The 12,937-nt window shown below is 69.3% G+C and carries 14 protein-coding genes; 10 read left to right on the forward strand and 4 right to left on the reverse strand.

What is annotated here, in order from left to right; genetic code table 11:
• Nucleotides 1-180: 180 nt before the first annotated feature.
• On the forward strand, nt 181-2,580 hold the full coding sequence (locus ACFY8O_RS07165) for an immune inhibitor A domain-containing protein (RefSeq protein ID WP_387899783.1): 2,400 nt from the start codon (nt 181-183) through the stop codon (nt 2,578-2,580).
• Between the two features lie 122 nt (nt 2,581-2,702).
• A complete protein-coding gene (locus tag ACFY8O_RS07170) occupies nt 2,703-3,047 on the forward strand; it encodes a hypothetical protein (RefSeq protein ID WP_145801251.1) in 345 nt (114 codons plus the stop codon).
• Nucleotides 3,048-3,062: 15 nt separating this feature from the next.
• Here the strand turns inward: ACFY8O_RS07170 and ACFY8O_RS07175 are convergent, their stop codons facing one another.
• On the reverse strand, nt 3,063-3,647 hold the full coding sequence (locus tag ACFY8O_RS07175; RefSeq protein ID WP_145801252.1) for an isochorismatase family protein: 585 nt from the start codon (nt 3,645-3,647) through the stop codon (nt 3,063-3,065).
• 216 nt (nt 3,648-3,863) lie between these two features.
• Nucleotides 3,864-5,192: a nicotinate phosphoribosyltransferase gene (locus ACFY8O_RS07180; protein ID WP_387899784.1), complete on the reverse strand. Its 1,329-nt coding sequence runs from the start codon at nt 5,190-5,192 to the stop codon at nt 3,864-3,866.
• A gap of 88 nt (nt 5,193-5,280) precedes the next feature.
• On the opposite strand from ACFY8O_RS07180, the gene clpS reads away from it, so the two are divergent.
• The 7 genes from clpS to ACFY8O_RS07215 all read left to right on the forward strand — a co-directional run bounded on the left by clpS (nt 5,281) and on the right by ACFY8O_RS07215 (nt 10,082).
• Nucleotides 5,281-5,589, forward strand: a complete 309-nt coding sequence (gene clpS, locus ACFY8O_RS07185) for an ATP-dependent Clp protease adapter ClpS (RefSeq protein ID WP_031100168.1) — start codon at nt 5,281-5,283, stop codon at nt 5,587-5,589.
• Nucleotides 5,590-5,628: 39 nt separating this feature from the next.
• A complete protein-coding gene (locus ACFY8O_RS07190) occupies nt 5,629-6,216 on the forward strand; it encodes a DUF2017 domain-containing protein (RefSeq protein WP_145801254.1) in 588 nt (195 codons plus the stop codon).
• 311 nt (nt 6,217-6,527) lie between these two features.
• Nucleotides 6,528-7,958 (forward strand): amino acid permease, encoded by a 1,431-nt coding sequence (locus ACFY8O_RS07195; RefSeq protein WP_145801255.1) that lies wholly within the window; start codon nt 6,528-6,530, stop codon nt 7,956-7,958.
• Nucleotides 7,959-8,070: 112 nt separating this feature from the next.
• On the forward strand, nt 8,071-8,505 hold the full coding sequence (locus ACFY8O_RS07200) for a Mov34/MPN/PAD-1 family protein (protein WP_145801257.1): 435 nt from the start codon (nt 8,071-8,073) through the stop codon (nt 8,503-8,505).
• 121 nt (nt 8,506-8,626) lie between these two features.
• Nucleotides 8,627-8,740 (forward strand): putative leader peptide, encoded by a 114-nt coding sequence (locus tag ACFY8O_RS07205; RefSeq protein ID WP_387899787.1) that lies wholly within the window; start codon nt 8,627-8,629, stop codon nt 8,738-8,740.
• Between the two features lie 113 nt (nt 8,741-8,853).
• Entirely contained in the window at nt 8,854-9,132 is a 279-nt protein-coding gene (locus ACFY8O_RS07210; RefSeq protein WP_387899789.1) for a MoaD family protein, read from the forward strand.
• Nucleotides 9,132-10,082 (forward strand): PLP-dependent cysteine synthase family protein, encoded by a 951-nt coding sequence (locus tag ACFY8O_RS07215; protein ID WP_387899791.1) that lies wholly within the window; start codon nt 9,132-9,134, stop codon nt 10,080-10,082. The genes ACFY8O_RS07210 and ACFY8O_RS07215 overlap by 1 nt, the downstream gene beginning before the upstream one ends.
• A gap of 94 nt (nt 10,083-10,176) precedes the next feature.
• Here ACFY8O_RS07215 and ACFY8O_RS07220 read toward each other — a convergent pair whose 3' ends face one another.
• On the reverse strand, nt 10,177-10,647 hold the full coding sequence (locus tag ACFY8O_RS07220; RefSeq protein WP_145801260.1) for a type II toxin-antitoxin system PemK/MazF family toxin: 471 nt from the start codon (nt 10,645-10,647) through the stop codon (nt 10,177-10,179).
• A gap of 172 nt (nt 10,648-10,819) precedes the next feature.
• On the opposite strand from ACFY8O_RS07220, the gene ACFY8O_RS07225 reads away from it, so the two are divergent.
• The gene (locus ACFY8O_RS07225; protein ID WP_145801261.1) at nt 10,820-11,572 is read left to right on the forward strand and encodes an MBL fold metallo-hydrolase; all 753 of its coding nucleotides are present in this window, start codon (nt 10,820-10,822) and stop codon (nt 11,570-11,572) included.
• Between the two features lie 89 nt (nt 11,573-11,661).
• On the opposite strand, the gene ACFY8O_RS07230 is transcribed toward ACFY8O_RS07225, so the two are convergent.
• On the reverse strand, nt 11,662-12,927 hold the full coding sequence (locus ACFY8O_RS07230) for a PTS transporter subunit EIIC (protein WP_145801262.1): 1,266 nt from the start codon (nt 12,925-12,927) through the stop codon (nt 11,662-11,664).
• Nucleotides 12,928-12,937 lie beyond the last annotated feature (10 nt).

Genomic DNA, 12,937 nt, shown 5'->3' on the forward strand with positions numbered 1-12,937 from the left:
GCGGTCCTGTCCGGATAGCGGAAGCGGACTCCCGCATAGTGCACTTGGCCTGTGCAAGTCAAGATCTGTCTTTTCTCTCATAACTCCGATCCAATGTCGTCACTTGTGACGCGTTAATCTGCGCGCGGCCCTTCTTCACCCCCTGGCCGCGGACGCGAACGCCGGGGAGGACTGCATCAAGTGACCACTCAGAGACGGGCGATACGGGCGGCGGCCGTTGCCGTGTGCCTGGCCGCCACCGCTGCGACGGCATCGGCCTTCGCCACCGCGCAGGCCGATGACAGGACGTCAGGATCGGGCGCGACCACCGTGGACCGGCGCGATCCCGCACCGGTCAAGGCGCACGAGCACGACCTCGAAGGGCCCTTCAGCAAGGAGCAGGACGCACAGCGCCAGGCGGCGCTGCAGCAGGTCCTGGCCGGCGACAAGAAGGTGACCACCAAGGGCGGCTCCAAGGTCGTCAAGCTCGGCAAGAGCAAGTACGTCGAGCTCGGCCGGGAGAAGACCGACAAGATCTTCACCATCCTCGTGGAGTTCGGCGACCAGGTCGACGACACCACGATGTTCGACCCGGACGGCGACGGCCCGAAGCCCCCGGTCAAGAAGTACGGCGGCACGCCCGGCCCGCTGCACAACGAGATAGCCGAGCCCGACCCGGCGAAGGACAACAGCACCGCCTGGCAGGCCGATTACGACCAGGCCCACTTCCAGGAGCTGTACTTCGGCGAGGGCAAGGGCAAGGACTCGCTGAAGACGTACTACGAGAAGACGTCCTCCGGGCGCTACTCGGTCGACGGCGAGGTCTCCGACTGGGTCAAGGTCCCGTACAACGAGGCCCGGTACGGCTCCAACTACTGCGGCTCGACCAACTGCGCCAACGTCTGGGACACCGTCCGCGACGGCGTCAACGCCTGGGTCGCCGACCAGAAGGCCAAGGGCCGCACCCTGGACGAGATCAAGGCGGACCTCGCGCAGTACGACGAGTGGGACCGCTACGACTTCGACGGCGACGGCAACTTCAACGAGCCGGACGGCTACATCGACCACTTCCAGCTGGTCCACGCCGGTGAGGACGAGTCCGCGGGCGGCGGCGCGCAGGGCACCGACGCCCTCTGGGCGCACCGCTGGTACGCGTACGGCACCAACGCCGGTGCGACGGGCCCCGAGGGCAACAAGGCCGGTGGCGCCCAGATCGGTGACACGGGCATCTGGGTCGGCGACTACACCGCGCAGCCCGAGAACGGCGGCCTGGGCGTCTTCGCCCACGAGTACGCCCACGACCTCGGCCTCCCGGACCTCTACGACACCTCCGGCGGGGGCGAGAACTCCGTCGGCTTCTGGTCCCTGATGTCGGCCGGCTCCTGGCTCGGCACCGGCGACGGCCAGATAGGCAACCTCCCGGGCGACATGACCGCCTGGGACAAGCTCCAGCTCGGCTGGCTCGACTACGCCACCGCGAAGGCGGCCACGGCCTCCACGCACAAGCTGGGCGTCGCGGAGTACAACACCAAGGACAAGCAGGCGCTGGTCGTCGAGCTGCCCGAGAAGGCCGTCACCACCACGGTCACGAAGCCCGCGGAGGGCTCGAAGCAGTGGTGGAGCGACATGGGTGACGACCTGTCGAACACCCTGACCCGCTCGCTCGACCTCACCGGGAAGACGTCCGCCTCGCTGGACCTGTCCGGCTGGTACGACATCGAGGCCGACTACGACTACCTCTACACCGAGGTGTCCGAGGACGGCGGCAGCAGCTGGACCGCGCTCGACGGCACGGCCGACGGCCAGGCCATCCCGCGTGACGCCAGCGACAAGCCGGCCCTGACCGACGTCTCCGGCGCGTACAAGAAGCTCTCCTTCCCGCTGGACGCCTACGCGGGCAAGAAGATCGACCTGCGCTTCCGCTACCAGACGGACGGCGGAGCGGGCGGCAAGGGCTTCGCGGCCGACGCCGTCACGGTCACCGCCGACGGTGCCGTGCTCTTCACGGACAACGCCGAGGGCGACGACAACGGCTGGACCGCCAAGGGCTTCTCGCGGATCGGTGAGTCGTTCACCAACGACTACCCGCAGTACTACCTCGCCGAGAACCGCCAGTACGTCTCGTACGACAAGACCCTCGAGGTCGGTCCGTACAACTTCGGCTTCTCCACCACCCGCCCGGACTGGGTCGAGCACTACGCCTACCAGAACGGCCTGATGGTGTGGCTGTGGGACACCTCCCAGAAGGACAACAACACCTCGGCCCACCCGGGCCAGGGCCTGATCCTTCCGGTGGACTCGCACGCCAAGCCGCTGAAGTGGACGAACGGCTCGCTCCTGCGCAACAAGATCCAGCCCTTCGACGCGCCGTTCAGCTGGTACCCGAACCAGGGCTTCACGCTGCACAACGCCGACGTGGCGCTCAAGATCAAGCCGTCGCTGGGCGTCCCTGTCTTCGACGACCGCAAGGGCACGTACTGGTACGAGGAGAACCCCACGGGAAGTGTCAAGGTTTCTGACACCAACACCCGGATCGCCATCGTTGACGAGCCGCTCGACGGCTCGACGATCACGGTGAAGGTCGGTCCCTCGACCAAGTAGTCGGCAACACCGCAGGTCACAGCATGATCGGCCGTCGCCCTCTAGCGGGCGGCGGCCGATCGTGTTTAGGTGCGTCCTACCGGATCCTTATTGACACGAAGTCTCACGGGGGAGCGCGAAGCATGGCAGGCGGAGGTTTCTGCAGGTTGCCCAACGGCACGGTGGTGGTGGCGCTGACCCTGAACGGCCCGGCTGTCGGCTCCGGCCCCGGAGCGCCGGTGCGGGTGCTGGTGCACGCGGCGAACCGGGCCCGCGCCCTGACCCGGCTGCGCAATCTCGGACTGCGCGCGGTGTACCTCAGGGGAAACGCCCAGCCGCCCACCCCGGACGAGGTCACGGCGGTCCTGCATCATCCGGACGGACTGCTGTGGCGCGCGGCGCCCCAGACCGCCCAGGAGCTCTGGCACCCCATACGCGCGCTGCTGGGGTCCGCCGGATACGCGGGCCCCGCCCGCCCGGCGGCCTGAGCGTCCCGGGAGGGGTCAGACGACCGGCTTCCCGGACAGCTCCACCCCGGCGGTCCGCAGCTCCTCCAGGGCCCGCTCGGTGGTCCCCTCGGCGACACCGGCCGTCAGGTCCAGCAGGACGTGCGTGACGAAGCCCTCGCGGGCGGCGTCCAGGGCGGTGGCCCGCACGCAGTGGTCGGTGGCGATGCCGACGACGTCGACGGCGGTGACGGAGCGGTCGCGCAGCCACTGGGCGAGCCCGGTGCCGTTCTCGTCGACCCCCTCGAAGCCGCTGTACGCCGCGGCGTACGCCCCCTTGTCGAAGACGGTGTCGATCGCGCCGGAGGCGACCGCGGGAGCGAAGTTGGGGTGGAAGCCCACTCCCTCCGTGCCGGCGACGCAGTGCGGCGGCCAGGAGTGCTCGAAGTCCGGCGCCGAGGAGAAGTGGTCACCCGGGTCGATGTGGTGGTCCCGGGTGGCCACCACATGGCGGTATCCGGGCTGTGCCTCACCGATCAGGTCGGTGATGGCGGCGGCGACATCGGCGCCGCCCGCCACCGCGAGGCTGCCGCCCTCGCAGAAGTCGTTCTGAACGTCAACGACGATCAAGGCGCGATGCATGACGGTTGTCCTTCGATGGGGGGCCGGCGGGTCGTGCGGAAGATGAACGATGGGGATGTCACCGAGCCTAGAGACTCGGCGCACCGGGCGGGAGGGGGCACACACATCGGCTCTCCCGCCGGACCCGCCCGAAACCGGCCGGGCCGCGCCGATCGGGCCGGGCCGGACGGCCTCGGCACGGTCCGGCGGGCGGGAGGACCCGGACGCCGGACCGTCTCAGAGGTACTCCGTGGGCAGCACCGGCTCGCCCCGGGACAGCTGCATCGCCGACATCGGCAGCGCCGCGCGCGCCGCGAGGTGCCGCTCACGCGCCGCCTCCAGCGGCTCCCGCCCGATCACCTCACCGCCCTTGACCAGCTGCACCTGCACCTGCCGGTCCGCGAGCTCCGCCGGGACGTCCCCGGTGCCGATCACCTCGGCCTCGGCCACCCCGGCCCCGTCGAGCCGGCGCGCCGCCCACTTGCGGCCTCCCCGCGAGGACTTCGCGCCCAGCGACTTCTTCACCACCGGGAGCAGCGGATCGGCCGGATCCGCGGACCGCGCACGTGCCACCAGCTTGTAGACCATGGAGCAGGTGGGGTGCCCGCTGCCGGTGACCAGCTGCGTCCCGACCCCGTACGTGTCGACGGGCGCGGCGGCCAGCGAGGCGATGGCGTACTCGTCCAGGTCGGACGTCACCACGATCTTCGTCTCCGTGGCTCCCAGCTCGTCCAGCTGCTGCCGCACCCGGTGTGCGACGAGCAGCAGGTCGCCGGAGTCGATGCGCACGGCACCGAGCTCGGGACCCGCGACCTCCACGGCCGTACGGACGGCCTCGGTCACGTCGTAGGTGTCGACCAGCAGCGAGGTTCCCCGGCCGAGCGAGTCCACCTGCGCCTGGAAGGCGTCCCGCTCGCTGTCGTGCAGGAGCGTGAAGGCGTGCGCGCTCGTCCCCACGGTCGGGATGTTGTAGCGGAACCCGGCGGCCAGGTCCGAGGTGGTGTGGAAGCCTCCGACGTACGCGGCGCGGGCCGACGCCACCGCCGACAGCTCGTGGGTGCGCCGGGCACCCATCTCGATCAGCCGCCTGCCGCCCGCCGCGGCCGACATCCGTGAAGCGGCGGCGGCGATCGCCGAGTCGTGGTTGAGGATCGACAGGATCACGGTCTCCAGCAGCACGCACTCGGCGAAGGAGCCCTCGACCCGCAGGAGCGGGGAGCCCGGGAAGTACACCTCGCCCTCCGGGTAGCCCCAGATGTCGCCGCTGAAGCGGTAGTCGGCCAGCCAGTCGACGGTGGGGGCGTCCACGATGCGCTGGTCGCGCAGGAAGCCGAGCATCTCGTCGTCGAAGTGGAAGTTCTCGACCGCGTCCAGCACCCGCCCGGTGCCCGCGACGACGCCGTAGCGCCGCCCCTCGGGCAGCCGCCGGGTGAACGCCTCGAAGACGGAGCGCCGGTCCGCGGTGCCCGCCCTCAGAGCGGCCTGCACCATCGTGAGCTCGTACTGGTCGGTGAAGAGCGCGGTCGACGGCACACCGACCCGTCGCCCAAGGTCCGCTGAGTTCATACCGGGGATGCTACTCCCTATTCGTCAAAGTGACGAGATGGGGGCGCCGTTTGTGCGCGGACCCCTCCCTGGTGGCAGCATGGGGTAGGTGAGCGTTGCTGCCCCCGTAGAGATCGAACGTCCCGAATCGGCCGAGGAGACCTTCGCCGTCCCCGAGCCCGACGTCCCCTGGGTGACGCTGGTGCACAACGACCCGGTCAACCTCATGAGCTACGTGACCTATGTCTTCCAGGCCTACTTCGGCTACTCGAAGGACAAGGCGCACAAGCTGATGCTCGACGTCCATCAGAAGGGCCGCGCGGTCGTCTCCAGCGGCAGCCGCGAGGAGATGGAACGCGACGTCCAGGCCATGCACGGCTACGGGCTCTGGGCCACCCTGACCCAGGACCGCAACTGACCTTCGCTGCCCTCCGTCCGACCCATCATCGGAGAATTCATGGCCGGCCACTTCGAGGCCACCCCCGGCGGCGGCGCGTCCGTCGCGCTCGACGAGGTCGAGGTCGCCATCCTGCGCTCCCTCGCCGTCCAGCTGCTCGAACTGATCGGACCCGGCGACGAACCCGCCGAGGGTGAGGACCCGCTCGCCGCCCTGTTCGCCGAGGGCCCGAGCGAACCGCCCAGCGATCCGGCCCTGGCCCGGCTCTTCCCCGAGGCGTACGGGGACGAGGACAAGGAGCTGCGCGAGGCCTCCGCCGAGTTCCGCCGCTTCACGGAGAACGACCTGCGCACCCGTAAGCGTGACGACGCGCTCGCCGTCGTACGGACGCTCGACGCGCTCGCGCCCGTCGCCGACGACGGAGCGGTGCTCTCCCTCACCCCCGGGGAATGCCACCACTGGCTCGGCGCCCTGAACGACCTCCGGCTGACCATCGGCACCCGTCTGGAGGTCTCCGACGAGGACGAGGGCCAGGACGGTTCGCTCTACCGCCTGCCCGACAGCGACCCCCGCAAGCCGATGGTCATGGCCTATCTCTGGCTCGGCGCGCTCCAGGAAACACTCGTCGAAACGCTGATGCCCGACTGAGGCCCTCACGTTCACCCGGGTTCGCTCAACGGACGCTCAAATCCGAATAACGATCCCGTCACCTGAACGGCGTTCTTTGCAGTGCCTGGAAACGCTTGTCCGCTTTTTCCTGTGGTGTGCGCCACATAATGTCCGACGGCGCCCCCGGCCGGTCGTGATAAATCTTCACGACCGCCCGGGGACGCCACCCCTGTCCCCGGGGCGCTACGAGCCGGCCGAACGCCGGCGGCACTCCATCCATATCCGGGGGGATCAGGACCTGATCCGACGCCGACGGCGGCGCGGATCGGCGTGGAGAAAGGCGCACCACCATGACATCGGCGCAGGTCGACAACGGACAGGCGGACGGCCCGAAGGCCGTCGACGCCCAGGCGGGCGAGGGCTACCAGCGTGGCCTCGGGGCCCGTCAGATCCAGATGATCGCCATCGGCGGAGCCATCGGCACGGGGCTCTTCCTCGGCGCCGGCAAAGCCATCGACAGAGCGGGCCCGAGCCTCATCCTGGCGTACGCCATCGCGGGCCTGGTCATCTTCTTCATCATGCGGGCCCTGGGCGAACTCCTCATGTACCGCCCGGTCTCCGGTTCCTTCTCGGAGTACGCACGCGAATTCCTCGGACCGTTCTTCGGGTTCGTGACCGGCTGGACCTACTGGCTCTTCTGGGTCGTCACCGGAATCACCGAAGTCACCGCCGCGGCCACCTATATGACGTACTGGTGGGACATCCCGCAATGGCTGTCCGCCCTGGTCTTCACCGTCATTCTGTACGGCGCCAACCTCATCTCGGTGAAGCTGTTCGGTGAGCTCGAGTTCTGGTTCTCGATGGTCAAGGTCACCGCCATCCTCGGCATGATCCTCATCTGTGCCGGCGTGCTCACGATCGGCTTCTCCGACGCGGGGGACACCGCCACCGTCGCCAACCTGTGGAACGACGGCGGGTTCTTCCCCGAAGGCATCGGCGGCACGCTGATGACCCTCCAGATCGTGATGTTCGCCTTCCTCGCCGTGGAACTCGTCGGTGTCACCGCAGGCGAGTCCAAGGACCCCAAGACCGTCCTGCCCAAGGCCATCAACACCGTGCCGTGGCGCATCGCCGTCTTCTACGTCGGCGCGCTCATCATGATCCTGTCCGTCGTCCCGTGGAGCACCTTCGAGCCCGGCGTCTCGCCGTTCGTCGCCGCGTTCGAGGAGATGGGCCTCGGCATCGGCGCCGCGATCGTCAACTTCGTCGTGCTCACCGCCGCGCTCTCCTCCTGCAACTCCGGCATGTACTCCACCGGACGCATGCTGCGGGACCTGGCGCTCAACGGACAGGGCCCCAAGGCCTTCACCAAGCTCACGAAGAACGGCCTCCCGCTCGTCGGCACCACCTTCTCCGCCGCGCTGATGCTCGTCGGCGTCTGGATCAACTACCAGTGGCCCGGAGACGCGTTCAACTACGTCGTCTCCTTCGCGACCATCTCCGGCATGTGGGCCTGGATCATGATCCTGGTCTGCCAGATCCGCTACCGCGCCAAGGCCGACCGCGGCGAACTGCCCCAGTCCACCTTCAAGGCACCCGGCGCACCCTTCACCAGCTGGTTCGCCCTCGCGTTCATCGGCCTCGTCATCATCATGATGGCCGTGGACAAGGACGCCAGGATCTCCCTCTACTGCGCACCGGTGTGGGGCCTGATCCTCGGCGTCTCCTACCTGGTGCTCAAGGCGCGCAACCCCGAGAACACCGCCTTCGCCAAGCGCTGACCGCGCGACGGCCACCCCGGGACTCCGGCCGCCCCAACGGCCCTGTCCGGCATCCGGGCCCTCCCGTACCACTCCCCGGTACGCGAGGGCCCGTCTGCTTATCCTGGGCGCCATGCTGACCCTTACCCAGGCGCTCTACGACCAGATCGTCGCGCACTCCCGCGCGGACCACCCCGACGAGGCGTGCGGAGTGGTCGCGGGCCCGGCCGGAACGGGCCGCGCCGAGCGCTTCGTACCCATGCTCAACGCCGCGCGCTCACCCACGTTCTACGAGTTCGACTCCACGGACCTGCTGAAGCTCTACCGCGAGATGGACGACCGCGACGAGGAGCCGGTGATCATCTACCACTCCCACACCGCGACCGAGGCCTACCCCTCCCGCACCGACGTGACGTACGCCAACGAGCCCGGCGCCCACTACGTCCTGGTCTCCACCGCGGACACCGACGACGCGGGCCCCTTCCAGTTCCGCTCGTACCGGATCGTGGACGGCGAGATCACCGAGGAGGACGTCGAGGTCGTCGAGGCCTATCCCCCCGCCGCCTGACCCTCGCCGACGGCGCCGGAAGCCCCGCCTCCGGCGCCGCTTGTCCACCTGGCGAACGGTCGCCATCCACCATGTGGGATCACACTCCGATTCCGGGGTGGGGAATCGATACGATGAGCCCATGGTTCTCCATGACGTGAGCGAAAAGACGCCGGGCGCGATGCTCGTCGCGCGCCTGCACGTCGACCTGTGCAGGCTTTCCAGCGCGATGTGTCCGCCTCACGCCTGCCCGTGAACCGCCCGGCCTGAGCCGCGGTCCGAGCGCGACCACGTACGCACCACCCCTGCGCGGGGGCACCCAAACGCGCGCCCCACGCCACCTCCCCGCATTCGACAGGAGCCCACGCCATGGCCATCGAGGTCCGCATCCCGACCATCCTCCGCACCTACACCGGCGGCGCGAAGGCGGTCGAAGGCAGCGGTGAGACGCTCGCCGACCTCCTGACCGACCTGGACAGCCGCCACAACGGCATCCGTGAGCGCATCGTCGACGGCGACCAGCTGCGCCGCTTCGTCAACGTCTACCTCAACGACGAGGACGTCCGCTTCCTCGACGGCATCTCCACCAAGCTCAGCGACGGCGACAGCATCACGATCCTCCCCGCCGTCGCAGGCGGCATGCGCTGATGCGGTACGACTCCCCGCTCGCGGCCGTTGGCAACACGCCGCTGGTCCGCCTGCCGCGGCTGTCCCCGTCCGACGACGTCCGCATCTGGGCGAAGCTCGAGGACCGCAACCCCACCGGCTCGATCAAGGACCGCCCCGCGCTCCACATGGTCGAACAGGCGGAGAAGGACGGCCGCCTGACCCCCGGCTGCACCATCCTGGAACCCACCAGCGGCAACACCGGCATCTCGCTCGCCATGGCGGCCAGGCTGAAGGGCTACCGCATCGTCTGCGTCATGCCCGAGAACACCTCGCAGGAGCGGCGCGACCTGCTCACCATGTGGGGCGCCGAGATCATCTCCTCGCCCGCGGCGGGCGGCTCCAACACCGCCGTACGCGTGGCCAAGGAGCTCTCGGCCGAGCATCCCGACTGGGTCATGCTCTACCAGTACGGCAACGCGGACAACGCCGGCGCCCACTACGCCACCACCGGACCCGAGATCCTCGCCGACCTCCCGTCCATCACGCACTTCGTCGCCGGCCTCGGCACCACCGGCACCCTCATGGGCGTCGGCCGCTACCTCCGGGAGCACAAGCCCGACGTCAGCATCGTCGCCGCCGAGCCCCGTTACGACGACCTCGTCTACGGCCTGCGCAACCTCGACGAAGGCTTCGTCCCCGAGCTCTACGACGCGTCCGTGCTCACCACCCGCTTCTCCGTCGGCTCCGCCGACGCCGTCACCCGCACCCGCGAGCTCCTCCAGCAGGAGGGCATCTTCGCGGGCGTCTCCACCGGTGCCGCGCTCCACGCCGCCATCGGCGTCGGCCGCAAGGCCGTCAAGGCCGGGGAGAGCGCCGACATCGTGTTCGTCGTCGCGGACGGCGGCTGGAAGTACCTGTCGACGGGCGTCTACACCGCCCCCACGACGGAAGCCGCCATCGAGACCCTGCACGGCCAGCTCTGGGCCTGACACGGCACAGCACCCTCGGAAGGCGCGGCGCGGACATCCCGCCCGCGCCTTCCGTACGTTCCCGCATGCGCCAGGCCTCGCGCCCCCCGCGCGCTCACCCCCGCCCGCGGACCTGCCCCCACACCCCCGGGTCCAGGTCGCCCGCCTTCCGCCGGAAGCCCGACACCGCCACGTCCCGCAACTCGTCCGTCTCCAGATAGCTCTGCCGCCCCTGCGCGTCACCCACCGACCCCGGCGGCAACGCGATCACCCCCGGCCGCCCGTCGTGGCGCCTGCTGGTGATCTTGGCGACGACCGCCGTACCGCCCCGCACCGACAGCACGAGACACGGCCGGTCCTTCGACCCCGGACCGTCCTCGTACGGCACCTGCGCCCACCAGATCTCGCCCGGCTTCGGACCCCCGTGCGGACGCGCCCCCTTCCGCTCCGGAGCCCGCCCCGGCGGACGGACCCTCCCACCCGGACGCCGCGGCCCGCGGCCACCCCGTCCCCGCGCATCCGAGACCGTCGCCACCAGAGCCAGCAGGACGACGACGACCAGAGCCACCCACCACCACGTGTTCATGTCCCGACCGTACCGGCGAGCGGCACCGCCCGGGTTTCCATCGAACCGGTGACACCACAGGTGAGTTCCCCCACAACGGCAGGCCCTGGAGGAGCGACCGGTGGTCCAGCGCCTTACGCTCGACGCACCGCACGAACCCTCCCCGTTCCCAGGCCTCGGAGGTTCACGCTCCATGAAGCTCACCGTCGTCGGCTGCTCCGGCTCGTTCCCCTCCGCGGGTTCGGCATGCTCGAGCTACCTCGTAGAGGCCGACGGCTTCCGGCTGCTCCTCGACATGGGCAACGGCGCCCTCGGCGAGCTGCAGCGCCATGTCGGTCTCTACGACCTCGACGCCATCTTCCTCAGCCACCTGCACGCCGACCACTGCATCGACATGTGCGCGTACTTCGTGGTCCGCTACTACCGCTTCGACGGTGGGCGACCCGAGGCGATTCCCGTGTACGGACCCGAGGGCACCGAGCAGCGGCTGACCACCGCCCACGCCGACACCCCGTCCGACCACGCGATGGGCGAGGTCTTCGACTTCCACACGCTGAAGTCCGGATCGTTCGAGATCGGCCCCTTCTCGGTGCGTACGGAGAAGCTCTGCCACCCCGTCGACACCTTCGGCATCCGCGTCGAACACGACGGGCGCGCACTCACGTACTCGGGCGACACGGGCGCCTGCGAGGCACTGGCCGAACTGGCCGAGGACACGGACCTGTTCCTCTGCGAAGCATCGTTCGTCCACGGCAAGGAGGACATCCCGGACCTCCACCTCAACGGCCGCGAAGCAGGCGAGTACGCCGCACGCGCCGGAGCGGGACGGCTGGTCCTGACCCACATCCCGCCGTGGACGGATGCCGAACGCAACCTCGCCGACGCCCGCGAGGTCTACGAGGGCCCGGTCGAGCTGGCCGTTCCCGGCGCGGTGTACGAGGTCTGACGTGTACGAGGTCTGACCGGACACGGCGAAGCCCCGTCCTCTCAGCGGAGAGGACGGGGCTTCGCCGTGTCGGTGCCGGGGCCTGCGGACTACTTGGCCTCGGCCTTCTGGAGCTCGGCGAGCTCCTCGTCGGACTCGCGGCCCGGCGTCGGAAGGTTGAACTTCGTGATCGCGAACCGGAAGACCACGTAGTAGACGACCGCGAAGCAGAGGCCGACCAGCACCAGCAGCCAGGGCTTCGACGCGATGCCCAGGTTCAGCAGGAAGTCGACCAGACCGGCGGAGAAGCCGAAGCCGTCCTTCATGCCGAGGGCCCAGGTCAGAGCCATCGAGACACCGGTCAGGACCGCGTGGATCGCGTACAGCACCGGGGCGATGAACATGAACGTGAACTCGATCGGCTCGGTCACACCGGTGACGAACGAGGTCAGCGCGAGGGAGAACATCATGCCGCCGACGACCTTGCGGCGCTCCGGACGGGCACAGTGGACGATCGCCAGGCAGGCTGCCGGGAGGGCGAACATCATGATCGGGAAGAAGCCGGTCATGAACTGCCCGGCCTGCGGGTCACCCGCGAGGAAGCGGGCGATGTCACCGTGGGCGCCGTCGTACTCGCCGGCCTGGAACCACGGGAAGGAGTTGAGCAGGTGGTGCATGCCGACCGGGATCAGCGCGCGGTTGGCGACACCGAAGATGCCCGCGCCGACCGCGCCGGAACCGACCAGCCATTCACCGAAGTTGTGCAGACCCGTGCCGAGCACCGGCCAGATCACGCCGAAGACGATGCCGATGACCAGACCGGCGAAGGCCGAAAGGATCGGGACCAGGCGACGGCCGCTGAAGAAGCCCGCCCAGTCGGGCAGCTTCGTCCGGTAGAACTTCTGGTACAGCAGGGCCACGACTATGCCCATCACGACACCGCCGAGCACACCGGCGTTGACCGGGGCGTCGTTCATGACGATCTTGCCGTCGACGACGCTCGCGACCTGCGGCAGGTTGCTGTCGGTGAAGGTGGCCAGCACCTTCTGGAAGACCAGGTAGCCGGTCACGGCGGCCAGGGCCGTCGAGCCGTCCGACTTCTTGGCGAAGCCGATGGCGATGCCGACGGCGAACAGCAGGGCCATGTTGTCGAGGATGGCGCCACCGCCGGCGGCCATGTAACCGGCCAGCTTCGTGATGACGGTGGGGAACGACTCGCGGCCGAGCATGTCGGCATTGCCGAGCCGGACCAGCAGCGCTGCCGCGGGCAGGACTGCGACCGGCAGCATGAGGCTGCGGCCGATGCGCTGCATGACAGCCATCACGCCGGCGCCCCGCTTCTTCGCGGGGGCGGCCGGAGCGGTGTCCGTACTCATCAACTTCCTC

Origin of the sequence: Streptomyces argenteolus (assembly GCF_042902585.1) — a bacterium.
In the GTDB taxonomy this organism is placed as follows: domain Bacteria; phylum Actinomycetota; class Actinomycetes; order Streptomycetales; family Streptomycetaceae; genus Streptomyces; species Streptomyces argenteolus.

What these genes read in the sequence shown, in the direction of transcription:
- ACFY8O_RS07170 (WP_145801251.1), top strand. Translation starts at nt 2,703, where the DNA reads ATGGCAGGCGGAGGTTTCTGCAGGTTGCCCAACGGCACGGTGGTGGTG.
- ACFY8O_RS07175 (WP_145801252.1), bottom strand. Translation starts at nt 3,647, where the DNA reads ATGCATCGCGCCTTGATCGTCGTTGACGTTCAGAACGACTTCTGCGAG.
- ACFY8O_RS07180 (WP_387899784.1), bottom strand. Translation starts at nt 5,192, where the DNA reads ATGAACTCAGCGGACCTTGGGCGACGGGTCGGTGTGCCGTCGACCGCG.
- ACFY8O_RS07190 (WP_145801254.1), top strand. Translation starts at nt 5,629, where the DNA reads ATGGCCGGCCACTTCGAGGCCACCCCCGGCGGCGGCGCGTCCGTCGCG.
- ACFY8O_RS07195 (WP_145801255.1), top strand. Translation starts at nt 6,528, where the DNA reads ATGACATCGGCGCAGGTCGACAACGGACAGGCGGACGGCCCGAAGGCC.
- ACFY8O_RS07200 (WP_145801257.1), top strand. Translation starts at nt 8,071, where the DNA reads ATGCTGACCCTTACCCAGGCGCTCTACGACCAGATCGTCGCGCACTCC.
- ACFY8O_RS07205 (WP_387899787.1), top strand. Translation starts at nt 8,627, where the DNA reads ATGGTTCTCCATGACGTGAGCGAAAAGACGCCGGGCGCGATGCTCGTC.
- ACFY8O_RS07210 (WP_387899789.1), top strand. Translation starts at nt 8,854, where the DNA reads ATGGCCATCGAGGTCCGCATCCCGACCATCCTCCGCACCTACACCGGC.
- ACFY8O_RS07215 (WP_387899791.1), top strand. Translation starts at nt 9,132, where the DNA reads ATGCGGTACGACTCCCCGCTCGCGGCCGTTGGCAACACGCCGCTGGTC.
- ACFY8O_RS07220 (WP_145801260.1), bottom strand. Translation starts at nt 10,647, where the DNA reads ATGAACACGTGGTGGTGGGTGGCTCTGGTCGTCGTCGTCCTGCTGGCT.
- ACFY8O_RS07225 (WP_145801261.1), top strand. Translation starts at nt 10,820, where the DNA reads ATGAAGCTCACCGTCGTCGGCTGCTCCGGCTCGTTCCCCTCCGCGGGT.
- ACFY8O_RS07230 (WP_145801262.1), bottom strand. Translation starts at nt 12,927, where the DNA reads ATGAGTACGGACACCGCTCCGGCCGCCCCCGCGAAGAAGCGGGGCGCC.